Source organism: Mucilaginibacter sp. Bleaf8, from assembly GCF_018390515.1.
GTDB lineage: Bacteria > Bacteroidota > Bacteroidia > Sphingobacteriales > Sphingobacteriaceae > Mucilaginibacter.
Genome location: NZ_JAHBBK010000001.1, coordinates 1,429,180 through 1,455,039 on the forward strand (window position 1 = coordinate 1,429,180; position 25,860 = coordinate 1,455,039).

Sequence of the window (25,860 nt, forward strand, 5' to 3'; positions counted from 1 at the left end):
CCTATTGCCCATACATGGAAAACAAACTGAGGGAACATATAGAGAAAACAGTATTGCTAACCGATGATGAATTTGCTTTTATAGCATCGCATTTTACAGCTAAAAGCTACAAAAAGCGGGAGTTTATTTTCAGGGAGGGCGACAGTGTAAAGTATGCTTACTGGGTGGTTTCGGGGCTTTTGATGCTGGCTTACAACCACGAATCGGCAAAGCAGCATATTGTTTCTTTTGCGATGGAAGACTGGTGGGAAAGTGACTTTTTGGCCTATCATACCCAAAGCAAAGCCACCATGGCCTTACAGTGCCTGGAAGATACCCATGTACTTTGCCTTGCGCTGGAAGATTACCATAAGCTGTGCGCCGGCCTGCATAAAATGGAGCACTTCTTTCTTACAAAAGCAAATGCAGGGCACATTGCATCCCAACAACGCATACTGTCTTTCCTCACCTCCAATGCCCGTGAACGTTACGAGCAATTACTTAAACGTTATCCTGCGCTTTTGCAGCGAGTGCCCAAAACCTTACTGGCATCGTACTTAGGTGTATCGCGCGAAACTTTAAGCAGGCTCACTTATTAGTTACCTATGCATGCGCTTTTTAAAATTGTGATGTTTGTCACGCAATCACGTTTCGTATTATCCTCATGTTTGCTTCATCATTTTTTATTAATCATGATGCCGGTATGGCATCAACCAAAAGCAAACAAGATGGAAAAACGAATAATTAATCCCTGGCAATGGCAGGATGAACGCAGCTATGTACAGGCAGTTGAAGTGAAACAGGTAGAAAGCACACTTTATTGCTCGGGCCAGGCGGCTGTACATGCGGACGGCACATCAAGCACCGCTGATATGGAAACACAGTTGTTACTGGCCATACAAAACCTGGAAAAAGTAATCAATGAGGCTGGGTACGAGTGCAAGAATATTGTGCGGTTGAACATCCTTACCACTTCCACAGCCGAACTCTGGCCGCAATTCCCATTGCTTCAGGCCTGGATAGCTAAGCATGGCATTAAACAAGCCACTACATTGTGTGAGGTAAAAAGCCTTTTTGAAACTTTAGCGGTTGAACTTGAAGCTACCGTTGTAAAGTAAAATCTTAAACACATCAAAAAGAAAGGCCTGAATTTGATTGGGCCTTTCTTTTTGATGTGTTAACAGCCAGCTTAAGAAGCACATAGGAGCTATAACTTTTGCAGAAGAAGAATTTTTCCAATTAAAAACATACCATATAGTATGTTTTTGTATTTTTGTTTTATTAAACACAATACCAATGTCAGCAATAGCAGAATTTACATTAACTAACACCGTGGCCGCAATTGGAATTGCCGGGCTGTTTATTACGTTGTCTTCATTAATCAGAGAACCGGAAAGGCAAAAGTTTAATGCCATACTGGTGGGCGGTGCAGGTGCAGCTTATTTAAGCGGCGGTTTAGGCTTATGGGAATTTGCTTTTTGCACCCTGATGACCTACATTGCTTACAAAGGGTTAAAGCATTATTATTACATAGGCATAGCGTGGCTGTTGCATACCTGCTGGGATATTGTGCACCACTTATATGCCCAGCCTATAGTGCCTTTTGTGCCATCGTCATCAGCCGGATGTGCCGTTTGCGATAGCGTACTGGCCCTTTGGTTTTTCATGAAGGCACCTTCGGTATTTAATAATCTCAATCATCCGGTTATCACAGAATAAAATGTATTTTAACCTATTAGTACTCCATACGCTAACCCGGTGGCTGGTGCTTATCAGCCTGGCTTACGCTATTTATCGCGGCTATGCAGGCTGGCTCGACAACAAAACATTTACCCGGTTCGATAACACCGTAAGGCATGTTACTGCCACCATAGCACACGTGCAGCTTATATGGGGTGCATGGCTGTACATCATCAGTCCAATTACGAATTACTTTTTAGGGAATTTTAAAACTGCTGTGCACGAGCGTCAAGTACGCTTTTTTGGAATGGAGCATGTTACGGTGATGCTGATCGCCATCGTTTTGATCACCGTGGGGTCGGCAAAGGCAAAAAGGCAGGCTACCGACAAGCTCAAATTTAAAACCATGGCTGTATGGTATACTATAGCCATGGTTTTAATATTATCGTCTGTGCCGTGGCAATTCTCGCCATTAATCAGTCGGCCGTATTTGAGGTGGTTTAATTAAGCGCTACTGTTCTTCCGTGCCTTTCAGGTGTATTTTGTGGTCTTGCTCCTGAACCAGGTAAGCAAACTTTTCCCAGAAACCATCTTTAGGAAGCGGCGCTTTAATATCAACCGGCTCTTTTTTTACCGGGTGCATAAACTGCAGGCGGCGGGCATGCAGGCAAATGCTTTTTTTAAGACTGCCACGCGGGTAGCCATATTTATTATCGCCCACAATCGGGCAGTTTAAAGTAGACAATTGCACCCTGATTTGGTGCGGACGGCCGGTAATAGGATTTACCTGTATTAAATAGTAACCGTTCAGCTCACCTACCAAACGGTAATGCAATTCAGAACGCAGGCTACCCTGCACTTCGTGCCCGTGTGCTTTGGTTACATTTTTTTGCGGATTTTTAACCAGCCAGTGTACCAGGTTTCCGTAAGGCGGCTCGGGCCGGTTACGCACCACCGCATAATAAGTTTTATGCATTTGGCGGGTTTTAAAAAGCTCGTTCAGCCTTTCAAGCGCCTTACTGGTTTTGGCAAATAGTATTACGCCGCTCACGGGCCTGTCCAGCCGATGTACAACGCCTAAAAAAGCACCGTTGGGTTTATTATATTTTTTGGCCAGGTACTTTTTTACTTTTTCATCCAGCGGCTCATCGCCGGTATCGTCAACCTGCACAATATCGCCAGCCCGCTTATTTACGGCAATCACATGATTGTCTTCATACAGCACATCGTCATCAGTAATTTCCATGTATGGGTTTTGCATGTTTTGGATTCAGGTAAAATGATAAACCATCCGGAAGGCTAAAAGCAACCCTGCCCGGATGTATTTTAAAATACGGATTAGCAGGCAGAATGTTTATAGCACGCCGCCCAACAAAACGTTATATTCCTGATGAATTTAAAAAAGCCCTCTCCGCAAGGACAGGGCTAAGAAAAGTCTATTAATATTGTTCTTTATCGCTTGGAAACTCCTGTGCTTTCACATCACTTACATAGTGCTGTACGGCCTCGTTCATTACATCGTATAAACTGGCATACTGGCGTAAAAACCTCGGCCTAAAGCCTTTGTTGATGCCCAGCATATCGTGTATTACCAGCACCTGCCCATCGCAACCGTTGCCGGCACCTATACCTATAATAGGTATTTGCACAGTGCTGCTTACCTCCCGGGCCAATGCAGCCGGTATTTTTTCGAGCACTACCGAAAAACAACCCAGTTCCTGCAGTTTAAGTACGTCCTCTTTTAGCTTTTGCGCCTCAGCCTCTTCTTTGGCGCGTACAGAGTAGGTACCGAATTTATAGATTGACTGCGGCGTTAACCCCAGGTGCCCCATTACCGGTATACCGGCAGTTAATATACGGCTCACCGATTCGGCAATTTCCACCCCGCCTTCTATTTTAACGGCATGCGCGCCCGATTCTTTCATGATACGAATAGCCGAGTTCAGCGCCTCTTTCGAGTTGCCCTGGTAAGAGCCAAAAGGCAGATCGACCACCACCAGCGCACGCTTTGCGGCACGTACTACCGATGAGGCATGGTATATCATCTGATCCAGCGTAATAGGCAAGGTAGTTTCATGGCCGGCCATTACGTTAGAGGCCGAATCGCCCACCAAAATCACATCAATACCGGCATCATCCACAATAGCTGCCATCGAATAATCATAGGCGGTTAGCATGGCTATCTTCTCGCCCCGAACCTTCATGGCCTGCAGACTGTGTGTAGTAACGCGTTTTATTTCTTTATTTACAGACATTTATTTTAGAATAAAGCGTATAGATTCACGAATCAAGATAATTCAATCAAACAATGGTCACAAAGACAACAGGTGTCTTTATTCTATATTCTTGACTCACAAGTTCGCTGCAAAGGTAGAAACTCATTTGTATAAATTATTGCATTTTTACATTCGCTTAACTTAAAAAAAACGTACCTTTGTGACCGTGAAAAAGAAGCACCTTTACTTCTTGACATCCACTACTTTCACGGAGCGGCCCAACCCAACCGGCTCATTGTTAATCCATTTTAATTTTTTTTGCAAAGAATGACAAATTACACCAAGTTACCGGCTGTACTTTTACTGGCTGACGGCACTGTTTTCCATGGTAAAGCAGCCGGAAAAATAGGTACAACCACCGGCGAGATTTGCTTTAACACCGGCATGACCGGCTATCAGGAAATTTTTACCGATCCATCTTACTTCGGTCAGATCATGGTAACTACCAATGCACACATTGGCAACTATGGTATTAACAAAGAAGAAACCGAGTCTGATAAAATTCAGATTGCCGGGCTGGTTTGTAAAAATTACAACATTGCTTACAGCCGCAAACAGGCTGATGAGTCAATTCAGGATTATTTCCAGGAACAAAATATTACCTGCATTTCGGATATTGACACCCGCCAACTGGTGCGTCATATTCGTGATAAAGGTGCAATGAACGCCATTATTTCTTCAGAAATTCTGGACATTGAAGAGCTGAAAAAGAAACTGGCCGAAGTACCATCCATGGATGGCCTGGAGCTTTCATCCCAGGTATCAACCAACGAAACTTATACCTTTGGTAATGAGAATGCGCCTTACCGCGTTGCAGTGCTTGATTTGGGCGTAAAGAAAAACATCCTGCGCAACTTCTCTGACCGTGATGTTTATGCTAAAGTATACCCGGCCAAAACCTCATTTGAGGAAATGGAGAAAGATTTCCAACCGAACGGTTACTTTATTTCTAACGGCCCTGGCGATCCATCTGCTATGCCTTATGCTATTGATACGGTAAAAGAAATTCTGGAAGCCGATAAACCGATGTTTGGTATTTGCTTAGGCCACCAGTTACTGGCGCTGGCCAACGGCATTCCAACCAAAAAAATGTTTAATGGCCACCGTGGCTTAAATCACCCGGTTAAAAACATTATTAAAGACCATTGCGAGGTAACTTCACAAAACCATGGTTTTGGTGTGGTTCAGGATGCGGTTCGTGCATCAGAAAAAGTTGAGGTAACTCACGTAAACCTGAACGACCAGTCTATAGAAGGTATCCGCGTAAAAGATAAGAAAGCATTTTCGGTACAATATCACCCCGAATCATCACCAGGCCCGCACGATAGCCGCTACCTGTTCGACGATTTTGTGGACTTAATGAAAGAAACAAAATAATTCAAATAAGAAGACCGGCAAGTTGCCGGTCTTTTTTATTTATAGAGAATTATGCTTGTACCTTTTGAACCAATCGTCTTAAAAAAGGCAACAAGTTTAACTGAAAATTAATTTTAATTCTTTAACATAATTTAACATAAGCATATTATTAAGATAAAGCATATTTGTGCTGTAACCTATTGTTAAACTCAAACTTAAAAGTTAGCTTTGGTCAAATCGTAAACCATTAAACTTTTTGTTAATCAAAGGTCTGATAATTTACAGGCAAATTATGGCGAAATATCTATCTGTTTTACTGCTCATACTTACCATCATCTCTTGTAAAAAAGAGGTGCAGGAGGTTGTGCCGGTAAACGATAGTGCAGAACTGGAACAAGCCAACATTGCCAGTGTAAACGGCCCAACCACGGCTACCGTAAATAAAGAGGTTGATTTCAACGTATCATGGCCGCACACCGGCGATCATCATGCTTTTAACAGCTTTTCTACCGATACCGTTAATGGCAACACCTACCATATTAAGTTATTTGTAGATGCCAGCAGCTGTAATACCTGCACACCTGATACTTCTGCACATTCCTCATTATATACTTTGAAGCCGGCCAAACCGGGCGTATATTACCTGAAATTTTTTGGCAAGGATAGTACACATACTATCACCGATACCCTTAAAGTAAAATAAGCTTATTATTTCCTGACATCTTTTCTTCACAACCATACTTTGTAGTGCCTTTTTGTGGCAACGGTTTTGCAGTACCATACAAAACAACTACGCTATGAAAAAGGGAGATACCGTTCATTGGAATTGGGGCAAGTCGGAAGCCGAAGGCAAGATTGAAGCCAAGCACGACAAGCCGGTCAAGAAAACAATTAAGGGCAGCACGGTAAAACGTAACGCCAGTAAAGACGAGCCGGCTTATGAAATTAAACAGGCCAGCGGTGCTAAAGTCATCAAATCTGAAAGCGAACTAAAAAAGGGAAAGAAAGATTAACCTACCAACATTAAATTTATATTAAATTAAGTTTAAGAGAATTATATTTGAGCCTTTGTTAATAATAAATTAACAAAGGCTTTTATGTTTAAAATAAAGTTTACCCTATTAATCCTTTTCATTACTGTTATCACAGCAAAGGCGCAATACAAAGGCCTGGGCGGCTGGAATATCATCACCGTTAATTTACCGGGTAGCTTAAAGCACCATTGGGGCGGCTATGTTGAGCTACAGGATCGTAATTACGGTGTTACTACACAATTTTATTATTATGAAGTTAAAGCCGGTGTAAGCTACAACTTTGACAATAACAGTTCGATGCTGTTGGGCACCGGCAGGTATACCACTTATGGTTACGATGAATTTGACGAAGGGCCTCAGGTTACGGAAACCCGCCTGTGGGAACAGTTTAACTTTACACAGTATTTAAGCCGAATTAAATTTGATCATCGTTACCGGGTTGAGCAACGCTGGTTGAATACCGGCTATCGGAACAGGTTCAGGTACAGGCTTACGGCAACAGTACCTATCAATTACCCAAAAATGCAAAAAGGCGCAGCTTTTGTAAGCGGCTTTGCCGAAGCCTTTTTAACCAACAAGGAACCTCATTTTGAACGCAGCCGTTTTGCCGCATCTCTTGGCTATCAATTTACCAAGGCTTTCAACTTTCAGGCCGGTATAATTAACCAGTATAATTATGCATTGAGCAGCGATAATAATAAAAACTATCTGATACTAACAGCTACCTATAATATCCAGCGTAACTAATTGCAGCTTACCTATCGTATTGCGCAAACAAAAGGACAATACGGCTGTACAAACACTAAGGTTAACAAAATAAGGTTTATATTTTAACATTTTGCGCTTATCTTAGCGCGCAAATAATTGTATAACGTTTATACACTTACCAAACTGATAGCAAAATGAGTTTAATAATTAATGTACATGCCCGCCAGATATTGGATTCGCGCGGCAATCCTACCGTTGAGGTAGAAGTATTAACCGAAAACGGAGCACTGGGCCGTGCAGCCGTACCATCGGGAGCATCAACCGGTGCGCACGAAGCTGTTGAACTGCGCGACAACGATAAAACCAAATACATGGGTAAAGGCGTATTGCAAGCCGTTGCCAATGTAAATGATAAACTGGCCAAAGAATTACAAGGCATGGACGTTTTTGAGCAAAATGCTATTGACGCGCTGATGCTTGAAATTGACGGTTCTGAAAATAAAGGTAACCTGGGCGCTAACGCTATCTTAGGTGTATCACTGGCTGTAGCTAAGGCTGCTGCACAAGAAAGCCGTCAGCCTTTATACCGTTACATTGGTGGTGTAAACGCTAACACCCTGCCTATCCCAATGATGAACATCGTTAACGGTGGTTCGCACTCTGATGCGCCTATCGCATTCCAGGAGTTCATGATTATGCCGGTTGGCGCACCTTCATTCTCTGAGGCTTTGCGTTGGGGTGCTGAAGTTTTCCACACACTGAAAAAAATTCTGCATGACAGAAACCTTTCAACTGCTGTAGGCGACGAAGGTGGTTTTGCTCCTACTTTTGGCGGTACCGAAGATGGTGTTGAAACCATTTTACAAGCTATTGAAAAAGCAGGTTACAAAGCTGGTGAAGAGATTTTCCTGGCGTTTGACTGTGCTGCTTCTGAGTTTTACGTAGACGGCAAATACAACTATGCTAAATTTGAAGGCGAAACAGGTGCTATCCGTACCAGTGCCGAGCAAGTTGAGTATTTAGCACAATTGTGCGAAAAGTACCCAATCATCTCTATCGAAGATGGCATGGCCGAAGACGATTGGGATGGCTGGAAATTATTAACCGAAAAATTGGGCAGCAAAGTACAGTTAGTAGGCGACGATTTGTTTGTAACTAACGTAAAACGTTTACAACAAGGTATCGATACCCACACTGGTAACTCTATCCTGGTTAAAGTAAACCAAATTGGTTCACTTACCGAAACTATCAACGCGGTTACTTTGGCGCAAACCAACGGTTACACTTCCGTAATGAGCCACCGCTCAGGTGAAACTGAGGACGCTACCATTGCCGATTTAGCTGTTGCCCTGAACTGCGGCCAAATCAAAACCGGTTCTATCTCCCGTTCAGACAGGATTGCAAAATACAACCAGTTACTGCGTATAGAAGAAGAATTAGGCGCTAACGCTAAATTCATCGGTAAAGATTTCAAATACGTAAAAAACAGATAATTCACACCATGCAAGTGTTGTAAATAAAAAGCCGGCTCCCTGCAAAGGAAGCCGGCTTTTTTTATGGCTTTATTAGTGGCGGCGACGTAACAGGCACCATTGGCTCTATGGTATCCACTTGCGGCTCGGCCTGCTGGTCTGCTTGCGGGTGCCCAAAGTAAGCCTGATCACTTTTTATGTTCAGCTTACTGGCAAACTTTCGCCGGGGTTGCAACAGGTGGTAGGCTACATTTCCATCATCCTGTGTTCGGTTCAGGGTTTCAGGTATCTGCTTATCGCTCTGCACCCGGGCCATCATCTGCTTATAATTTTGTGGCAAGGGTTCTTTACGCCCTATTAGCTGCTCCTCACCATCATTTTTAATATATAATGCACCGCCCTTCAATTCGGCAAAGCCTTTAAACAACTGCTTGTTGTTACTACTGTAAAACAACAGCACGCGGTTGCAGCCTGGGGCCAAAGTATATTCATAAACCTCATGCTGGTTTTCGCCCACCTGCTGGCTGATGAAAAAAGTTTTCAGCTTGTTAGCGGGCAAGGTTAACGTGCTGGAATGACTAAACGTGGTTTGACCGGGTAAATGCAGATATTTCATACTGTCAGCCTGGAAACTATCCAGCACCCGGAAAGCTACCGGATTGTTTTGCTCAAAGTTTTGAAAAGTAAGCTCACCATCAGCGCCATTGCCGTGGCCCTGGTACACCAAAAACGGGGTGTGTGCCACAGGGGCATCTTCTTCGAGGTAGATGCCTTTGACCTGCTGTTTCCATTTGCCGGTAATCAGTTGATCAACCGCGCCGTAGCTCATGGCAATTACAAAACTATGGTCGGGCATCAGGAGCGTTTGCATAACCATTTCGGGTTTGGATCCGTTGTATGATCCGGTATAATCAACGCCTTGTGCAAAGCCGGTTGTCATGATAATGAATGCGGTTAATAAGGTAATCAGATACTTCATAGATAAGTGGTTGCAAGTTTTTGCTAATACGGTTATAAAACGGACAGCGTATATAAATGTTCATATTATACATCAGGTTCAAAAATAAATATCCCAACAATTAATCGTATCTTTGCCCTAGTGCACTGATTATATACCAGTTGCACTGCTAAACCCCTCATAATACTGTACAAATCAGTACGGGAACATACATAAATTAATAAATGTTATTTCAAGATTTAAATTTAATTGAGCCTATCCTGAAGGCTTTGAAAACTGAAGGATATACTCAGCCAACCCCTATACAGGAGCAATCCATCCCTATTATATTACAGCGTAAAGATTTACTGGGTTGTGCCCAAACCGGTACCGGTAAAACGGCAGCTTTCTCTATCCCGCTGTTGCAGATACTGCACCAGGAACGCACACAGCACAAGGAGCAAAAAACCATCAAAGCGCTGATACTGACGCCTACCCGTGAGCTGGCCATCCAGATTGACGAGAGCCTGGCCGCCTATGGCCGCCACACCGGCTTAAAGCACATGGTAATATTTGGCGGGGTATCGCAAAATCCACAAACAGATGCACTGAAAAGAGGCGTGGATATATTGGTAGCTACCCCAGGCCGCTTACTGGATTTGATGAACCAGCGGTTCATCAGCCTGGATCACCTAAAAGTTTTGATACTGGATGAGGCTGACCGTATGCTGGATATGGGCTTTGTGCACGATGTTAAAAAAATCATTGCCAAAGTACCGGCCAAGCGCCAAACTCTGTTCTTTTCGGCCACAATGCCGCCTGAAATTCAGCAACTGGCCAATACCATCCTGAACAAGCCCGAAAAGGTAGAGGTAACGCCGGTATCATCAACTGCCGATACTATACGTCAGGAAGTTTTCTTTGTGGAAAAAGGTGATAAAAAATCACTGCTTAACCACATTCTGAAAGATAAAAGCATTGAAACCGTGCTGGTATTTACCCGCACCAAACATGGTGCTGATAAGGTAGTGAAAGATTTGAGCCGTGCCGGCATTACTGCCGAAGCTATACATGGTAACAAATCTCAAAATGCCCGTCAGCGTGCTTTAACCAACTTTAAAAACCGCACCACCCGCGTGTTGGTAGCTACGGATATTGCCGCACGTGGTATTGATGTGGACGATCTGACACACGTAATTAACTTTGAGCTGCCTAACGTACCCGAAACTTACGTACACCGTATTGGCCGTACAGGCCGTGCCGGAGCAAGCGGTATAGCCCTTTCATTTTGCGACCACGAAGAGAAAGAGTTTTTAAAGGATATTCACAAACTGATTGCGAAAACTATTCCGGTTAACGAAGAGCATCCTTACCCGATGAAGCAGTTAAACACGGTTGACCGTATACGTGAGGAACTGAAAGGCAAACCGGGACAACAGCAACATAAACGCCCGTCATCTGCTAACCAGCGCAATGGCGGAGGTAACAATCGCCGCTTTGGCAACAACCGCAGGTCATCAGGCAAGAGCTCTGCAAGCACACAAAATTAATTTGCAGGTTAAAACTATTCAGTATAAATTTATGATGAATCTTTTAACTTCTGTGAACATGAAACGCGCGCTTGACTTATTTAGAAATAAATATTTCCTGGTAACGGTGGCCTTTGTGGTATGGATGATATTTTTTGATAAAAATGATCTTTACTCACAATACGAGCACAAGCAGCAGTTGAACAAGTTGGAGCAGGAACGTGATTTTTATCAGAAAGAAACCGCCCAGGTAACCAAAGACCTTGACGAACTGAATTCTAATCCGCAAAAGCTTGAAAAGTTTGCCCGCGAAAAGTATCTGATGAAAAAGCAGAACGAAGATGTGTTTGTAATTGTGAAAGAGAAAAAGAAAGAGGACTAACAAACCTCGCCCGATAACCTAACTTACAACACCGGCAGCTTCAGATTATATTTAACTGCCACAATCCGTATACCGCAGATAGCAGTAATAGCTGCAATGCGGGCTATGTTCATATCCACATAGCTTATCAATAAAAAATATATGCTACCACCTACAATGCAGGCGGTAGCATATATTTCCTTCCGGAATATCAGCGGGATATTGTTCAGTAATATATCGCGCAGCACACCACCAAAACAACCGGTTATAGTACCCAGTGCAATGCAAACGTCGGGGTTTAAACCTACAGCAATTCCTTTTTGCACACCAATAATGGTAAACAGGCCCAGCCCTAAAGCATCAAATAAAAACAGGGTGGTTTTAAACGTTTTCAGGTACTTTTTAAACAGCATGGCTACAATGCCAGTGATTAATATTACCAGCGGACCGTTAAAATCGCGCATCCAGCTTACGGGGGTGTAACCGATCAGCACATCGCGGATGGTGCCGCCGCCAATAGCGGTTACAAAGGCTATTACCAATACGCCGAACATATCCAGCCGCTTTTGCATAGCCGAAAATACGCCCGATATAGTAAAGGCGATAGTGCCCAAAAGCTCGATTACAAACGAAAACTCGAACATTATACCTCCCCTTCCCGCTTACGTAAAAACCATTCGGTGCTTAGCAGCGCCAGTATCAGCACAAATACCCATTTCACATCAATCAGATCGCTGTAGCGTTTATCATCGTACACAACCGTTTTGATGTTTTCATTCTTGCGGATCATATCGGCCAGGCGGTTAAGCTGGGCAGGTTGCAGCATTTGCCCGCCCGATTGCCTGGCCAGCGCATACAGCAGTTGATGGTTGGCCGTGCTTTGGCGGCTTTCCAGATTGAGCTGCTTAATGGTGAACTGGCCCTTGCCTGTAAAGGTTTGGGTGCCCAGCCTGGAGGTAGCCGTATAGCTATAATCGCCGGCAGGCAGCGTACCAGCATCCAACTGGTAGCTTTGCCCCTTACGGCTAAACAGGTAACTATAATTTTTTCCCGTAGCACTTTTGATATTGATGTTTACGTCGGGGGTATTTACCAGTTCTAAAGCATCATTATACAGTTCGGCGTTCAGCAAAACGTTTTCGCCTTCGTCGAACACGTTTTTACCTGTGTAAACCCTGAACCGCTGCCGGTTGGCATTGGCTGTTAAATATTGTACACTTTGGCCAAACAGTTCTTCGAGTGCCCGGTGATTGTCAAAAGTTTGAAATGCGGATAACTGCCAGCGCCACACGCCCTCGCCTGCTAATACGGCTGTACGCCTGCCATCGGCATCGCTAAAGGCCAGCAATGGGTATGCTGTATTTACATTGCCAATTTTTTGCCTGAGCAATACAGCAGCAGCATTACCCGTACCGTAATTTCCATACGGCGCCAGCAACGGCGGCAACTGGTTAAGTTGCTGCAGTGTAGAATCGGACAGGGTAAACAGCGAAAAATTATTTACAGGCAAAACAAAAACCTCCTGCATCTCGGTACGGCCAGCTGATATTTGGATAAGCTGCTGTTCGCTGCTAAATGCCTGCAGATTGGTTTGCGCACCGGCTATGTACCACACCGGTACCTTGGTTTTAGTTATAAAATCTTTTAAAGAGGGTTGCGCCGATGCAGATAACTGGTATAAAATAACCAGGTTGTAATCACTCCACTTAACACCTGCCAGTTTATCTGCAGGTACAGCCTTCAGTTCAAAATTCTGATTATGCTCTACGGACTGCTTAATGGTACGAATATCAGGATGTGCGCTGGCGTACGCCAGCAGTACCTTTTGCCGGGCATCCAGCACCTCTATGTAAATAGTTTCGGTATTATTTTGTGTAGAAAGCTCGTTAGCTACCGGAGCCAGGCTAATGGTATATTTGTGTAAACCTTTTTTATCGGCATGCAGCTTTACGGGTATGGTTTTGCGGTAGGCACTGCTGCCTATGGCCAGGCTTTGCGTATGCACCTGGCGGCCATCTTCGGCTATGCTTAAGCGTAGGGTTGCGCCGCGGCTTTGGTAGGCCTCGGCTAATACTTCTACAATAAAATCGTTTCCTAAAAAGGCTGTTTTGTTATAGCTTACATTGGTAATCAGTAAGTCACGGCGTGGAGTGGTATCGCCCAGGGCAATGGTGTAAATACTGCTTTTGATGTTGCGCGCCTCATACTGCGGATCGCTGCCCTGATTGTACAGACCATCGGTAGCCAGCACCAGCGCACCGATATTCTGGTTTACAAAACGCTCATTCAGCTCCCGAACGGCCGTACTGATATTGGTCTGCCTGCCATTGAACATGCCGGATAAACCGGTATGCAGGGCCTGATCGAAATTAAACTCACGTACGTCATATTCATCGCCCAACGCTTTTTTTAGTTCACCAAGATGCGCCACAAATTGAGAGACATTAAACCCCTTAGGCTTAAACGTATTGATGGATGAAGAATGATCTTGCGCAATGAGCACCAGTGGCTTTTGTGGTTGGTAGGTAACAGTTTTCACCAATGGCGATACCAGCAGAAATGCGATCACAGACACCGCTACAGCCCGCAATGCAAATAGCAGGTAACGGCTACGCTGCACTATGTTAACGGGCTGGCGGTACATTAACCAGGCATACAGCAAGCCCAGCAACAGGCAAACCGGTGCCCACCACCCTGAAACACTTCCCCAGGTTATTGAAAACAAAAACAGCATACTTGTATTCCAAATATGCTGTTTTTATTTTGAAAGGATGAACGTTAGATTGTCACCTATACAATTTTGATACGGATGGGTCCTTTTATATCTTGAACGCTAACCTCTACTCCTTTTTGTGTAATACGTACTTTACCCTGTTGCTGTAAACTTATAGCCGTATCCCTAACCTGACTCATATGATTTCGCCAATCTTGTGCAAACATGGCTCTCGCCACTTCCGATGGGCATATGGTTTTATCAGGGCCACGTTCAGTTGCCATGAGTATAATCACTTCGGCCACATCACTATTGTTCATCGGGTAGCTATGGTTAGTAAGCAACCTATATTAAAATGCAAAAGCCCTATTACAGCATCCCGCCATCAACGGCAATTACCTGACCGGTGATATAAGCGCTCATATCTGATGCCAGGAAAACACAGGCATTGGCAATGTCTTCTGTTTCGCCGGCACGTTTTAATGGGATGTTCTGGGTCCAGCCTTCAACCACTTTCGGGTCCAGCACTTCTGTCATTTCGGTTTTGATAAAGCCTGGTGCAACCACGTTGGTACGAATGTTACGTGAGCCCAACTCTTTAGCTACCGATTTAGAGAAACCAATAATACCGGCTTTGGATGCCGCATAGTTGGCCTGACCGGCATTACCCTGCACACCTACTACCGAACTCATGTTGATGAACACACCCTGACGGGCTTTCATCATAATGCGTGAAGCGGCTTTGGTTACGTTGAAGATCGATTTCAAATTCACGTCCAGTACTTCATCCCACTGCTCTTCGGTCATGCGCATCAGCAGGCCATCTTTCGTGATACCGGCATTGTTTACTACTATATCCAGTTTGCCAAAATCGGCTACAATATCATTAATCAGTTTGTCGGCCTCGTCAAATTTCGAAGCATCAGAACGATAGCCTTTTACCTTGGTACCAAAAGCCTGTAACTCTTGCTCCAGGGCTTGTCCTTTTTCCACAGATGAAAGGTAAGTAAATGCCACATTAGCACCTTGTTCCGCAAACTTTTCGGCAATTTTACGGCCTATACCCTTTGATGCACCGGTAATCAGCGCGGTTTTTCCTTCTAACAGTTTCATATTTTTATCAGAATGATTTTCGAGGGGGTGAAGATAGGCATTTTAGTCGGTAAGTAAATGTGCACACAAGCCGGTGATGGATAGCTTATTTAACGGAACTTATTTCGCCTTTTGCCCAAACGCCGGCTCTAATTATTTGTTACGCATAGGCAAAACTGATAGCAACGGCATATGAATACAGCAAAAATTATCCGCCACAGGCACAAGTATCATCATTATCTGAATGACGATCTGAAATCGGTAAAAGAAGAAACGCACTTTAAAATTGTGTTTTCGGAACCAGTCGAGCTGGATAAATTTAAAGAATGGATAGCGCAGCATGAAGGCGAATACAACTATAATAAAGAGGAAAGCCGCCAGGATGGCAAATTCCCGAAGGTGCCGTTTTTTCATGATGAGATATGCTGGTGTGATATCATGACCTATTACCTAATGCACGTAGCGGGGTACAGCTATCATTCCTCTATTCATCCTTATAAAGGCGAAGTTTACGTTAGGGATTAAAAGGATAAAAAGAGGCAGTTGCCTGATTAGGTATTTCTGAAACCGATATGATAAAGGTATGCCCTGCACTGCTTACTTTTGCAACCTTGCATACGTGCACAGGCTACAACCATGAACTATCAGGAAACGCTCAACTACTTATACAACCAGCTGCCCATGTTTACCCGTGTGGGGGCATCGGCCTTTAAAAAAGACCTGACCAATACGCTCGCCTTATGCGAACGGCTGGGTAACCCCGAGCAAAAGTTTAAAACCATACATGTGGGGGGTACCAATGGTAAAGGCTCAACCTCGCACATGCTGGCCGCTATACTGCAAACAGCAGGTTACAAAACCGGCTTATATACCTCGCCCCACCTGCGCGATTTTCGTGAGCGTGTACGCATTGACGGGCAAATGCTCAGTGAGCTGGAAGTAGTTGATTTTGTAGCGCAGCATCAGGCCGACTTTGAACAGATAGAACCATCATTTTTTGAGATGACGGTTGCACTGGCATTTGATGCCTTTGCCCGCCACCATGTAGATATTGCCATTATTGAAGTAGGCTTGGGTGGACGGCTGGATTCAACCAACGTCATCTCTCCACTACTATCGGTAATCACCAATATTGGCTGGGACCATATGAACCTGCTTGGCGACACGCTGCCGCAAATTGCGGGAGAAAAAGCCGGCATTATCAAGCCCAATACGCCTGTTATCATCGGCGAGTACCAAACCGAGGTTGCTGATGTATTTAAGAACAAGGCTGCGGAGCAGCAGGCACCTATCACATTTGCTTCGGAAGAGTGGCAGGTTGAGGTTATTACAAACGGGCAAACAAACCCCGATCAGCTTTTGGCTATAACCGCGGGCAAGCAAGGAAAAGAGCAACTTAACCTTCAGTTGGATTTAACCGGCACGTACCAGCTTAAGAACGTAAAAACGGTTTTATCGGCGGTTGCACAGCTGCGGGCGCAAGGATTTATTATTACTGATGAGCAGATACAAACCGCACTTAGCCAGGTAAAGACCTTAACCGGCCTGCAAGGCCGCTGGCAGGTACTCAGTCACTCGCCCTTAACCATTTGCGACACGGGCCACAACCCCGATGGTGTAGAGGAAGTATTGAAGAATATTAAAGCCATATCATATGAGCACTTACATTTTGTGATAGGCATGGTAAATGATAAAGACAGCACTAAGGTACTGAGCATGTTGCCAACTGATGCAACCTACTATTTTTGCAAGCCGGATATTCCGCGCGGGCTGGATGCGCAGGCGCTGCAGCAAAACGCGGCCAGGTTTAACTTACAAGGGCAAACCTACCCATCGGTACCAGCAGCCTTACATGCGGCACAACAAGCAGCAGGCAGCAATGATTTGGTTTTTGCCGGTGGCAGCACATTTGTAGTGGCCGAAATTGTGTAAAATTAACAAAGCAGGTATGCAGTAAATCGATACATTTACGGTTAGTAAAACTGAATATCTATTTATGACCTATATTGCTTCTGATAACCGGTATCAAAACATGCCGTACCGCCGCTGCGGCCGTAGCGGTATCCAATTACCTGCCATATCATTAGGCCTGTGGCACAACTTTGGCGGGGTGGATGTGTTTGAAAACTACCGCAAAATACTGCACTTGGCTTTTGACAGTGGCATTACGCATTTTGATTTGGCCAACAACTACGGCCCACCCTACGGCTCGGCCGAAGAGAATTTTGGCATCTTGCTAAAAAAAGATTTTGCCCGCTATCGTGATGAACTGATCATATCAAGCAAGGCGGGCTATGATATGTGGCCAGGCCCATATGGTAACTGGGGTTCCAAAAAATACCTGGTAGCCAGCCTTGACCAAAGCCTGAAACGTATGGGGTTAGATTATGTAGATATCTTTTACCATCACCGGCCCGATCCTGAAACACCGCTGGAAGAAACCATGTCGGCCCTGGATCTGATTGTGCGGCAGGGCAAGGCCTTGTACGTAGGCATTTCCAACTACCAGGCCGATGAGGCGCAGAAAGCTATTGACATATTGAACAAGCTGGGTACCCCATGCCTTATTCATCAGCCCAAATATTCTATGTTTGAGCGCTGGGTAGAAGGTGGCTTGTTGGATGTGTTGGGTAATGAGGGTGTAGGCTGTATTCCGTTTTCGCCATTGGCTCAGGGTATGCTCACCAACAAATACCTGCACGGCATTCCGGATGACTCACGCGCAGCGAAAACAACCGGGCATTTGCAAACAGACCAGATTACCCCCGAAAAGCTTAACCAGATTAAACAACTGAATGACCTGGCCCAGCAACGCGGTCAAACACTGGCGCAAATGGCTATTGCCTGGTTGTTGAAAGATGAGCGCGTAACCTCGGTATTGGTTGGCGCAAGCAAACCGGAGCAACTGGCCGATTCATTAAAATCGCTGGACAAGCTTGGTTTTTCGGCCGACGAGTTAAGTAAGATTGAAACCATATTACAAGCCTGATGGAAACCATTAAATGGGGCATTATTGGTTGTGGCGATGTAACCGAAAAAAAGAGCGGACCCGCCTTTAGCAAAATACCCGGCAGCCAGTTGGTTGCCGTAATGCGCCGAGATGCAGAAAAAGCAGCCGACTACGCCCGTCGCCATAACGTAGGCAAATGGTACAGCGATGCCAGTGAGCTGCTGAACGACCCGGAAATTAATGCCGTTTATATTGCCACGCCGCCATCATCGCACCTGGAGTATGCACTGGCCGCTCTTGAAAAAGGATTGCCTGTATATGTAGAAAAGCCGGTAACCCGCAACGCTGCCGAAGCCGAACAAATGGCCGAAGCGGTAAAAAACAGCGGCGGCAAGCTTGTAGTGGCCCATTACCGCCGCAGGGTACCCCTATTTTTGAAAGTAAAACAGCTGCTGGACGAACAAGCCATTGGGGAAGTACGCACCGTGCAGATGCGACTCTGGCAAAGCCGCAAACCCAAACTGGTTACCGATGGCGCACCCAACTGGCGAACCACACCGGCCATATCAGGCGGTGGCTATTTTCATGACCTGTCGCCACACCAGCTGGACCTGATGTTGTACTTTTTTGGTGAGCCAGCCTTTTACCAAGGCTTTAGCCTCAACCAAGCCGGGGCTACCGAGGCCGACGACCATGTATGCGGACAGATACTATTTAAAAGCGGCGTGGTATTCAACGGATCATGGTGCTTTGATGTGGCCGAAAGCCAGAACATTGACTTATGCGAAATTATAGGCAGCGCGGGTAAAATCAGCTTTGCGGTATTTGGCAATAGCATTGATCTGGAAAACAGTGAAGGCAAGCAAACCATCAATTTTGAACAGCCGCAACACATACAACAGCCCATGATTACCAGCATTGTTGGTTACCTGCACGGCCAGGAACCTAACCCCTGTACTATAGACGAAGCCCTGGTGCTGATGAAAATCATCGATGCCTTTGCCAGTCCGGTTAAACGGTAATTTATATCTATCAACCATAAAAACTCATTATGAAAAAGTTAGCAAATCTCTCACTGATCATTACTCTGATCCTGTCGGCGTTTACCGCTTCGGCACAAACAGAAAAAAGCAAACGCCCAAGCCCGCCGGATACTGTGCGCGCTACCATTAAAAAAGGCATAGCTATCGAGGTAGCTTACAGCCAGCCTTCGGTTAAAGGCCGTACTGTAGGTACTGATATTGCACCTTACGGCAAAGTATGGCGCACCGGTGCCAACGAGGTTACCACCATTCAATTTGATAAAGACGTTAAAATTGACGGCAAAGCTTTGGCAGCGGGTAAGTATGGCCTTTACTCTATCCCTGGCGAAAGCGAATGGGTGGTTATATTCAGCAAAGGGAACAGCGGCTGGGGTACTAATTACAAACAGGAAGATGATGCCCTGCGTGTAACGGTTAAAACGCAAAAAGCCGCATCGTTTACCGAAAAACTTACTTTTAAAATTGACCCGGCAGGTAAAGTAAGCTTTGCCTGGGGCGATAAAATGGCGGCCTTTACGGTTAAGTAATCCGTAAACAACACATCAAAATAGAAATGGCCTGCACACAAGCAGGCCATTTCTATTATAAAGAGTTTCAAAAGCCCTCCCTTCCGGGGAAGGTTGGGAGGGGCCACTATTTCTTAGGCACCTTGGCGCCATCCTTACGCGCTTCTGACAGGCCAATGGCCACGGCTTGCTTCGGGTTGGTTACCTTTTTACCGCTCTTGCCGCTTTTTAGCTTGCCTTCTTTCATCTCGTGCATGGCCTCGCCTACCTTATCTTGTGCTTTTGCTGAATACTTTGCCATAATCTTACAGAGTTAAGGGTGTATTATTATTTACAACCGGCAAAGCTGCTTTGTTTACTTTAAGTTATCTGTAATCTGCTTCAGTGCGGCTATGTCGGCCGAATTGATAAGCTTCAAATGCTCGGTGATCTGCCCGGCAGACCAATCCCACCAGGCAATGGCAAGCAATTGTTCAATATCCGAATCAGAAAAGCGCTTTCGGATAAGCTGTGCCGGGTTGCCGCCCACAATGGCATAATCGGGCACATCTTTAGTTACCACACTTTTGGCAGCAATCACAGCGCCGTTGCCAATTTTTACGCCGGGCATAATGGTCGCATCGTGCCCTATCCATACATCGTTGCCTATAACGGTATCGCCCTTGTTGGGGTACTTGGCATTTACATCAGCGCCCTCGTTAATCTTTTCCCAGCCATTGCCAAATATGGCAAATGGGAAAGTAGATATGGGTTTGATTTCATGATTGGCACCGTTCATGATAAACTTTACGCCCGATGCAATAGCACAAAACTTACCGATAATCAGCTTGTCGCCAATAAAATCAAAATGGTATAACACATTGCGTTCAAAATTTGCAGGATCATCAAAATCATCATAATAGGTATAATCGCCTACCTGAATGTTAGGCCGGGTAATTACATTTTTCAGGAAAACCAGTTTATGGTGATGTGCCAATGGATATAGCATGTCCGGGTCAGGACCGATAATATTCGTCATAACAATAATAAACTAAATGTTAATAAATGAGAGGATAAACAGAAGCCCCTAAGGCTTGTCCTGTAATCTTACCAAACAGAAGATAATAAAGCGAACAAAGGGCCGACAGGTCGGGTTATATTACCATTGGAGTAAGTGCTTTATGATTAAAGCACTGCAAAATTAAAGAAATTACGGCGAGTTCAAAAACTCAAGTTTAATACATTTGCCAGATGAGCTACATATCCGAAACCGACCTGATTTTGAATGCTGATGGCAGTGCCTACCATATCAACCTGTTCCCTGATGAAGTGGCGAACACGGTTATTACCGTAGGCGACCAAGACCGGGTGGCCGAGGTAAGCAAGTATTTTGACCACATTGAGGTAAAGAAAGGCAAACGCGAATTTGTAACGCATACCGGTCGCATTGGCAACAAACGGCTAACCGTTATTTCGACCGGCATTGGTACAGATAATATTGATATTGTATTGAATGAGTTGGATGCGCTGGTAAACATTAACCTGCAAACCCGGCAGATCAAACCCGAACTGAAATCTTTGAACATCATCCGCATTGGCACCTCGGGTGCTGTGCAAACCGATATCGAGGTAGATAGCTTATTGGCCTCCAGTGCGGCATTCGGCCTCGACCCGCTGATGCACTATTACGAGCAATTGCTTACCGCTCATGAAACTGCTTTGCTGGATGCCTTCAAAGCTGCATTGACCAGCAATAACAGCATCAACCCTTATTTTACTCCTGCCGGCGAAAAGCTATTAACCGCATTAGGCGGAGGTTTACCACAGGGCATTACCATCACCGCTCCCGGCTTTTATGCGCCGCAGGGCCGACAGGTAAGGGCTAAAAATACGATTCCGGAGCTGATGCAAATTGTACAGGATTTTAAATTTGCAGGCGAGCGCATTACCAACCTGGAAATGGAAACGGCCGGCATATATGGACTGGCGCAAAGCTTAGGGCATCAGGCACTGTCCTTTAATATCATACTGGCCAATCGCATTACCCATCAATTCAGCAAGCGGCCGCTCCAGGTGATGGACAATTATATTAAGCAGATATTGGAACGCATTGTATCCAGCATTTAAACTTACCACCTGCAGGTTTAAACGAAACATATACCAGCTTAACAATGTTAAGCCCCTGATAGCAAACACTAACACACATACTTTTTTCCGGCAAGCTTATGATGATAAAAACTACCCAGGTTCCGTTTTACGCCAAATTGGCTTTAGTTCTGATAGGCTTAATCACCTTAGGCTACCTTATCATCATAGGCAAAGAGATTCTCGATCCGCTGATGTTTGGGTTTTTATTTGCCATTTTGCTGCTGCCGCTAAGCAACTTTCTGGAAAAACGGTTTAAACTACCTCGTAGTATGGCCGGCTTTGTATCCATACTACTAATGGTTGGCTTTATAGGCGGCATCTTTTATCTGGTGGGTTCACAAATAACCGATCTGTCGCGCGACTGGCCTTTGCTCAAAGAGCAAATCACCAAGTCATCGCACGATACCCAATTGTGGGTACAGCATACCTTTCATGTAAATACCGAAAAGCAACGGGTTTACATTGATGATACCACCAACAAAATTTTGGCATCGGGCGGGGCCGTATTGGGTACTACCTTTGGCGCAGTATCATCCCTGTTTTTGTTTTACACCTTTATACTCATCTTCACCTTTCTGATATTGCTTTACAGGCGGTTACTGTTCCGCTTTGTGCTCAAAGTTTTTGGCGAAGAAGAAGGCGAAACCAGCGTGGTATATGCCATTGTTGAAAACATACAGCGCATATTAAGACAGTACATTGTAGGCTTGCTGCTCGAAATGCTTATTGTATCGGCGGTAGCCTGTGTAGTATTCCTTATTGTCGGGGTTAAGTATGCCGTATTATTGGGCGTAATAACAGGTTTATTTAACATCATTCCTTACATCGGCATTTTTTCGGCCCTGGTACTAAGCAGCCTTATCACCTTTGCAACCGGCGCTATAGCCAAAGCCGTTATCGTAGCTATTTGTGTTATTGTGATTCACATACTGGATGCCAACCTGTTACTGCCAATGGTGGTTGGTTCTAAAGTGCGGCTTAATGCGCTGATTACCTTTATAGGCATTGTACTGGGCGAAATGCTTTGGGGCTTATCGGGTATGTTTTTATCTATCCCCACAATCGCCATCATGAAAATTGTTTTTGATCATATTGACAGCCTGAAACCCTGGGGGTACCTGTTGGGTGGCGATTATGAGTATAAAGACGAGGCCCAGAAGGAAATGAAAACCGAGTAAGTTGATTGCACTGCTGGCTATATAAACCATAGCGCTCACCATATGACACTATACTTTGAAACCGTTTCTGTTAAGGAAGCGATCAAAAAAGGTAATATAAAGATAACTGTACCTACGGTTATCCTGTTTATCATATGCATTGCGGGCGCCATCGTAATCGGCCTATATACCTGGCCAGTGTATATTCCATTTATCTGGTTTGCCGGATTTATCGGCATAGCTCTGTACCGGCAATATGCCATCAATAAATGGAAGCTGTGGGCTTTTGAAAATGTAAGAAATGTACATGAGCTAAGACAGCGCGCTATTTTTGCCGGCTTTTTTAAAGAGAAGGATCTTCAGGATAACAATCTATTGGGCCTGTTCAACATTATATCTAAAGAGGATAAAGAAAAGTGGCTGCATTTGCAGGAAAAGTTTAACCGACCTGACATTTTTATTGATGACCTGTCTGTACCTGCCGAAACTGTAGTATATTATTCAAAGTGGAAAAACCTGGTGCTATTAATCTTTTACCTGCCGTTTTTGGCATTAGCCATAGGATGTTTCATGGCTGGCAGAACAGACTTTTATATGTATGTGGCTGGAGTACTGATGCTCGCTCTTGCTTTTGGGCTTACCTATATTGCAGTTAAAAATGCTACTAACCGCACGCCTCAAATCATTATCAACAATCGTGGCCTAACAACGCTGCAAAAAGGATTTTACCCTTGGCAAGACATAAAAGATGAGAAAACCATATGGGAGAAATCAGGCAAACGCACTAGAATATATTTAACTTACGAACACCCTGGCAGCACAGCCAAATTCCTGCTCGGCACGTTTACCATCAACCGGCTTAAATTGGAACATATGCTACGCATATACCGTGGCCGGTTTGAAGCCGCCCAAAAACATTAAATTTTATTGATATTTATCCAACCAGTGCAGCTACTCTTATAAATATAGCTAACCCGTATATCAGCAGCATAATCGTATTAACAATCAGCAACAGGTTAATATCGCCTACTTTATATTTTTTGATAGAAGCTAAAACCAGCAACACAATAAAGCCGATAATAAGCAGTGCCGGAAATATAAGCCGCCATTGATCCAGCCGGATAGAGCCTAGCACCTTTAGTTTATCCTGGTACTTCACGATGCCAAACATGGCTGCCACCAGGAAAAGAAAGAATATGCGGACCAGTAATTTAGCGATGATGGCACTGTTCAACTTTTTCATGGTGCGAAAATAACTTTTAGGCGACGTATGGCAAACAGCCGCTATACTTTACCTTTGCGGCAGAAGATTTTCTGACATGCATATGTTTCTTTACAAAAGGCTTGCCTTATTATATACTATCCTGTTACTGTCTTTAACGGTTAAAGCACAAAACAAATCATTCCGGGTGGTGCCATTAGGCGTTAAAGGTGGGATCGATGAAAGTAATTTATCGGCCTATATGGTGGCGCCTTATGGCAGCAGCAACTACATTTGTTTGGATGCCGGCACTTTGCACTACGGCATTCAAAAGGCCGTTGCCAATAAAGTTTTCACTTTACCTGCCGAACAGGTATTGAGAAAATACATCAAGGCTTACTTTATTTCCCACTCGCATCTGGATCACCTGAGCGGCCTGATCACCAACTCGCCCGACGATAGCACCAAAAATATTTATGCGAATGCAGATTGTATTGAGGTATTTAAAAACAACTACTTTACCTGGAAAAGCTGGGCCAACTTTGCAAATGAGGGCGAAAAGCCGCAACTGAACAAATACCACTACCAGGTGCTTACGCCGGGGAATGAAGTGCATGTTGAGGGCACAGAGCTAAAAGTACAGTCATTCCCGCTAAGCCACTCCAACCTGCAAAGCACCGCTTTTCTGGTAAACAGCAAGGGCAACTACCTGCTTTATTTAGGCGATACCGGGCCTGATGAGGTTGAGAAAAGCCACAACCTGCAAAATTTATGGCAAGCCATTGCTCCCTTAGTAAAAACAGGTAAACTAAAGGCCTTAATGATAGAGGTATCGTTTGCTAATGAGCAGCCCGACAAAACGCTGTTTGGCCACTTTACCCCCAACTGGTTAATGAAAGAGCTGACTGCACTAAGCCAGCTAACCGGCTTAAAAACACTGCAAAACCTGAACATAGTTATTACTCACGTAAAGCCACCCCAAAACCAGATTGAGCGCATCAAACAGCAATTGCGAGCAGGCAATCAGCTCAGGCTGCACTTCATTTTCCCGGAGCAGGGTAAGGCACTGGCATTTTAATTCTCGTCCAACAGCGTAACGCAGTTTTTACCGAGCTGCTTTAAGCGGGCATTGAGTGAGGATAAGCCTTTGCTGTTATTGGTGTTTTTATAAAGCGTCTTGATCAGCGCCAGCGTTTCAGCGCTCGGGTCACAGGCCTCGGCCTTTTCCAGGTGCGGCAGGGCCTTTTCAACTGCGGCTTTGTAAGCAGCCATACTTTGTTTATCTGCAGGCTTGGCTTGCAGGTTATCATCCACAATATTAGTCCGGCGCAAGTATAAATAACCCAGTGCGCGGTGTACCACATAATAATCGGGCGCGGCGGCGGCTACCTTTTCATAGAGAGGCTGCGCCTTATCCAGCTGATTCGCATCTTCATACAACTTGCCTAAACTATTGTAAAAGCTTACCTGGCTTTTGGCAGGCAGTTTATCGGCCGCAGGCATAATTTCTTCGCCCAGCTTGAAAGCGTCGGGCATGCGTTCTTCCAGTCGGGCCAGGTTATAATCCAGGTATTTATTATAAACGCTATCGGCCGGTTGGGCATGCAACGTGCCCGATGTACCGACAAGCAACAGTAGCAGAAACAGATAATAATAAGCAGTGCGCATAAAACAATGTATGGGTTAAATGTACAGCTTTGAGCCAACAAAGCGGTAATGGTTTAGTTTATAACGCTTAA

31 protein-coding genes are annotated in these 25,860 nt (G+C 44.8%); 20 read left to right on the forward strand and 11 right to left on the reverse strand.

The annotated features are described in order from the left end of the window. Nucleotides 1-14: 14 nt before the first annotated feature. The 4 genes from KHS38_RS06160 to KHS38_RS06175 all read left to right on the forward strand — a co-directional run bounded on the left by KHS38_RS06160 (nt 15) and on the right by KHS38_RS06175 (nt 2,167). Entirely contained in the window at nt 15-578 is a 564-nt protein-coding gene (locus KHS38_RS06160) for a Crp/Fnr family transcriptional regulator (protein ID WP_213487622.1), read from the forward strand. 129 nt (nt 579-707) lie between these two features. Continuing rightward, nucleotides 708-1,097: a RidA family protein gene (locus tag KHS38_RS06165; RefSeq protein WP_213487623.1), complete on the forward strand. Its 390-nt coding sequence runs from the start codon at nt 708-710 to the stop codon at nt 1,095-1,097. 178 nt (nt 1,098-1,275) lie between these two features. Beyond that, complete coding sequence (locus tag KHS38_RS06170) at nt 1,276-1,698, forward strand: DUF6010 family protein (protein WP_213487624.1); 423 nt, start codon at nt 1,276-1,278, stop codon at nt 1,696-1,698. A gap of 1 nt (nt 1,699) precedes the next feature. Next, entirely contained in the window at nt 1,700-2,167 is a 468-nt protein-coding gene (locus KHS38_RS06175) for a hypothetical protein (RefSeq protein ID WP_213487625.1), read from the forward strand. 3 nt (nt 2,168-2,170) lie between these two features. Here KHS38_RS06175 and KHS38_RS06180 read toward each other — a convergent pair whose 3' ends face one another. Both KHS38_RS06180 and panB read right to left on the reverse strand, forming a co-directional pair. Beyond that, entirely contained in the window at nt 2,171-2,920 is a 750-nt protein-coding gene (locus KHS38_RS06180) for an RluA family pseudouridine synthase (protein ID WP_502887920.1), read from the reverse strand. 178 nt (nt 2,921-3,098) lie between these two features. Further along, nucleotides 3,099-3,914 carry a 3-methyl-2-oxobutanoate hydroxymethyltransferase gene (gene panB, locus KHS38_RS06185; protein ID WP_213487626.1) on the reverse strand — a complete coding sequence of 272 codons (816 nt, stop codon included), beginning with the start codon at nt 3,912-3,914 and terminating at the stop codon, nt 3,099-3,101. Nucleotides 3,915-4,202: 288 nt separating this feature from the next. Between panB and carA the strand changes: the two genes are divergently transcribed. The 5 genes from carA to eno all read left to right on the forward strand — a co-directional run bounded on the left by carA (nt 4,203) and on the right by eno (nt 8,526). Continuing rightward, nucleotides 4,203-5,312, forward strand: a complete 1,110-nt coding sequence (gene carA / locus KHS38_RS06190) for a glutamine-hydrolyzing carbamoyl-phosphate synthase small subunit (protein WP_213487627.1) — start codon at nt 4,203-4,205, stop codon at nt 5,310-5,312. A 271-nt stretch (nt 5,313-5,583) separates the two neighbouring features. Beyond that, nucleotides 5,584-5,994, forward strand: coding sequence for a hypothetical protein (locus KHS38_RS06195; protein ID WP_213487628.1), 411 nt, complete (start codon nt 5,584-5,586; stop codon nt 5,992-5,994). A gap of 94 nt (nt 5,995-6,088) precedes the next feature. Further along, nucleotides 6,089-6,304, forward strand: coding sequence for a hypervirulence associated TUDOR domain-containing protein (locus KHS38_RS06200; protein ID WP_213487629.1), 216 nt, complete (start codon nt 6,089-6,091; stop codon nt 6,302-6,304). An 84-nt stretch (nt 6,305-6,388) separates the two neighbouring features. Then, nucleotides 6,389-7,072 (forward strand): DUF2490 domain-containing protein, encoded by a 684-nt coding sequence (locus KHS38_RS06205; RefSeq protein ID WP_213487630.1) that lies wholly within the window; start codon nt 6,389-6,391, stop codon nt 7,070-7,072. 155 nt (nt 7,073-7,227) lie between these two features. Next, the gene (gene eno / locus KHS38_RS06210) at nt 7,228-8,526 is read left to right on the forward strand and encodes a phosphopyruvate hydratase (RefSeq protein WP_213487631.1); all 1,299 of its coding nucleotides are present in this window, start codon (nt 7,228-7,230) and stop codon (nt 8,524-8,526) included. 61 nt (nt 8,527-8,587) lie between these two features. Here the strand turns inward: eno and KHS38_RS06215 are convergent, their stop codons facing one another. Next, nucleotides 8,588-9,484 carry a hypothetical protein gene (locus KHS38_RS06215; protein WP_213487632.1) on the reverse strand — a complete coding sequence of 299 codons (897 nt, stop codon included), beginning with the start codon at nt 9,482-9,484 and terminating at the stop codon, nt 8,588-8,590. A 203-nt stretch (nt 9,485-9,687) separates the two neighbouring features. On the opposite strand from KHS38_RS06215, the gene KHS38_RS06220 reads away from it, so the two are divergent. Beyond that, nucleotides 9,688-10,992 carry a DEAD/DEAH box helicase gene (locus KHS38_RS06220; protein ID WP_213487633.1) on the forward strand — a complete coding sequence of 435 codons (1,305 nt, stop codon included), beginning with the start codon at nt 9,688-9,690 and terminating at the stop codon, nt 10,990-10,992. 58 nt (nt 10,993-11,050) lie between these two features. Further along, entirely contained in the window at nt 11,051-11,353 is a 303-nt protein-coding gene (locus tag KHS38_RS06225; RefSeq protein ID WP_213487634.1) for an FtsB family cell division protein, read from the forward strand. A gap of 23 nt (nt 11,354-11,376) precedes the next feature. On the opposite strand, the gene KHS38_RS06230 is transcribed toward KHS38_RS06225, so the two are convergent. From KHS38_RS06230 to fabG, 4 genes are read right to left on the reverse strand one after another with little or no spacing between them, the layout of a single operon-like run. Next, entirely contained in the window at nt 11,377-11,976 is a 600-nt protein-coding gene (locus KHS38_RS06230; protein ID WP_213487635.1) for a trimeric intracellular cation channel family protein, read from the reverse strand. Beyond that, a complete protein-coding gene (locus KHS38_RS06235) occupies nt 11,976-14,066 on the reverse strand; it encodes a vWA domain-containing protein (protein ID WP_213487636.1) in 2,091 nt (696 codons plus the stop codon). Before KHS38_RS06235 ends, KHS38_RS06230 begins: the two co-directional genes overlap by 1 nt. A gap of 56 nt (nt 14,067-14,122) precedes the next feature. Further along, on the reverse strand, nt 14,123-14,365 hold the full coding sequence (locus KHS38_RS06240) for a DUF3253 domain-containing protein (RefSeq protein WP_213487637.1): 243 nt from the start codon (nt 14,363-14,365) through the stop codon (nt 14,123-14,125). A 49-nt stretch (nt 14,366-14,414) separates the two neighbouring features. Further along, on the reverse strand, nt 14,415-15,158 hold the full coding sequence (gene fabG / locus KHS38_RS06245) for a 3-oxoacyl-[acyl-carrier-protein] reductase (protein ID WP_213487638.1): 744 nt from the start codon (nt 15,156-15,158) through the stop codon (nt 14,415-14,417). A gap of 171 nt (nt 15,159-15,329) precedes the next feature. On the opposite strand from fabG, the gene KHS38_RS06250 reads away from it, so the two are divergent. From KHS38_RS06250 to KHS38_RS06270, 5 genes are all read left to right on the forward strand, one after another. Further along, the gene (locus KHS38_RS06250) at nt 15,330-15,662 is read left to right on the forward strand and encodes a hypothetical protein (RefSeq protein WP_213487639.1); all 333 of its coding nucleotides are present in this window, start codon (nt 15,330-15,332) and stop codon (nt 15,660-15,662) included. Nucleotides 15,663-15,773: 111 nt separating this feature from the next. Then, nucleotides 15,774-17,069, forward strand: coding sequence for a bifunctional folylpolyglutamate synthase/dihydrofolate synthase (locus tag KHS38_RS06255; protein WP_213487640.1), 1,296 nt, complete (start codon nt 15,774-15,776; stop codon nt 17,067-17,069). 64 nt (nt 17,070-17,133) lie between these two features. Continuing rightward, nucleotides 17,134-18,126: an L-glyceraldehyde 3-phosphate reductase gene (gene mgrA / locus KHS38_RS06260; RefSeq protein ID WP_213487641.1), complete on the forward strand. Its 993-nt coding sequence runs from the start codon at nt 17,134-17,136 to the stop codon at nt 18,124-18,126. Next, nucleotides 18,126-19,109 carry a Gfo/Idh/MocA family protein gene (locus tag KHS38_RS06265; protein WP_213487642.1) on the forward strand — a complete coding sequence of 328 codons (984 nt, stop codon included), beginning with the start codon at nt 18,126-18,128 and terminating at the stop codon, nt 19,107-19,109. Before mgrA ends, KHS38_RS06265 begins: the two co-directional genes overlap by 1 nt. Before the next feature lie 29 nt (nt 19,110-19,138). Beyond that, nucleotides 19,139-19,657 (forward strand): DUF2911 domain-containing protein, encoded by a 519-nt coding sequence (locus KHS38_RS06270; RefSeq protein WP_213487643.1) that lies wholly within the window; start codon nt 19,139-19,141, stop codon nt 19,655-19,657. 106 nt (nt 19,658-19,763) lie between these two features. Here KHS38_RS06270 and KHS38_RS06275 read toward each other — a convergent pair whose 3' ends face one another. Beyond that, nucleotides 19,764-19,937 (reverse strand): DUF6496 domain-containing protein, encoded by a 174-nt coding sequence (locus tag KHS38_RS06275; RefSeq protein ID WP_213487644.1) that lies wholly within the window; start codon nt 19,935-19,937, stop codon nt 19,764-19,766. 54 nt (nt 19,938-19,991) lie between these two features. Beyond that, the gene (locus KHS38_RS06280) at nt 19,992-20,654 is read right to left on the reverse strand and encodes a Vat family streptogramin A O-acetyltransferase (RefSeq protein ID WP_213487645.1); all 663 of its coding nucleotides are present in this window, start codon (nt 20,652-20,654) and stop codon (nt 19,992-19,994) included. A 212-nt stretch (nt 20,655-20,866) separates the two neighbouring features. On the opposite strand from KHS38_RS06280, the gene KHS38_RS06285 reads away from it, so the two are divergent. The 3 genes from KHS38_RS06285 (at nt 20,867) to KHS38_RS06295 (ending at nt 23,841) form a co-directional block, all read left to right on the forward strand. Further along, entirely contained in the window at nt 20,867-21,742 is an 876-nt protein-coding gene (locus KHS38_RS06285) for a nucleoside phosphorylase (protein WP_213487646.1), read from the forward strand. Between the two features lie 98 nt (nt 21,743-21,840). Further along, nucleotides 21,841-22,941, forward strand: coding sequence for an AI-2E family transporter (locus KHS38_RS06290; protein ID WP_213487647.1), 1,101 nt, complete (start codon nt 21,841-21,843; stop codon nt 22,939-22,941). 42 nt (nt 22,942-22,983) lie between these two features. Continuing rightward, entirely contained in the window at nt 22,984-23,841 is an 858-nt protein-coding gene (locus KHS38_RS06295; protein WP_213487648.1) for an STM3941 family protein, read from the forward strand. Nucleotides 23,842-23,854: 13 nt separating this feature from the next. On the opposite strand, the gene KHS38_RS06300 is transcribed toward KHS38_RS06295, so the two are convergent. After that, nucleotides 23,855-24,163: a hypothetical protein gene (locus tag KHS38_RS06300; protein ID WP_213487649.1), complete on the reverse strand. Its 309-nt coding sequence runs from the start codon at nt 24,161-24,163 to the stop codon at nt 23,855-23,857. 82 nt (nt 24,164-24,245) lie between these two features. Between KHS38_RS06300 and KHS38_RS06305 the strand changes: the two genes are divergently transcribed. Next, nucleotides 24,246-25,199 carry an MBL fold metallo-hydrolase gene (locus KHS38_RS06305; protein WP_213487650.1) on the forward strand — a complete coding sequence of 318 codons (954 nt, stop codon included), beginning with the start codon at nt 24,246-24,248 and terminating at the stop codon, nt 25,197-25,199. Here KHS38_RS06305 and KHS38_RS06310 read toward each other — a convergent pair. Further along, a complete protein-coding gene (locus KHS38_RS06310) occupies nt 25,196-25,789 on the reverse strand; it encodes a hypothetical protein (RefSeq protein WP_213487651.1) in 594 nt (197 codons plus the stop codon). The two genes, KHS38_RS06305 and KHS38_RS06310, sit on opposite strands and share 4 nt — an antisense overlap. Nucleotides 25,790-25,860: the final 71 nt, after the last annotated feature.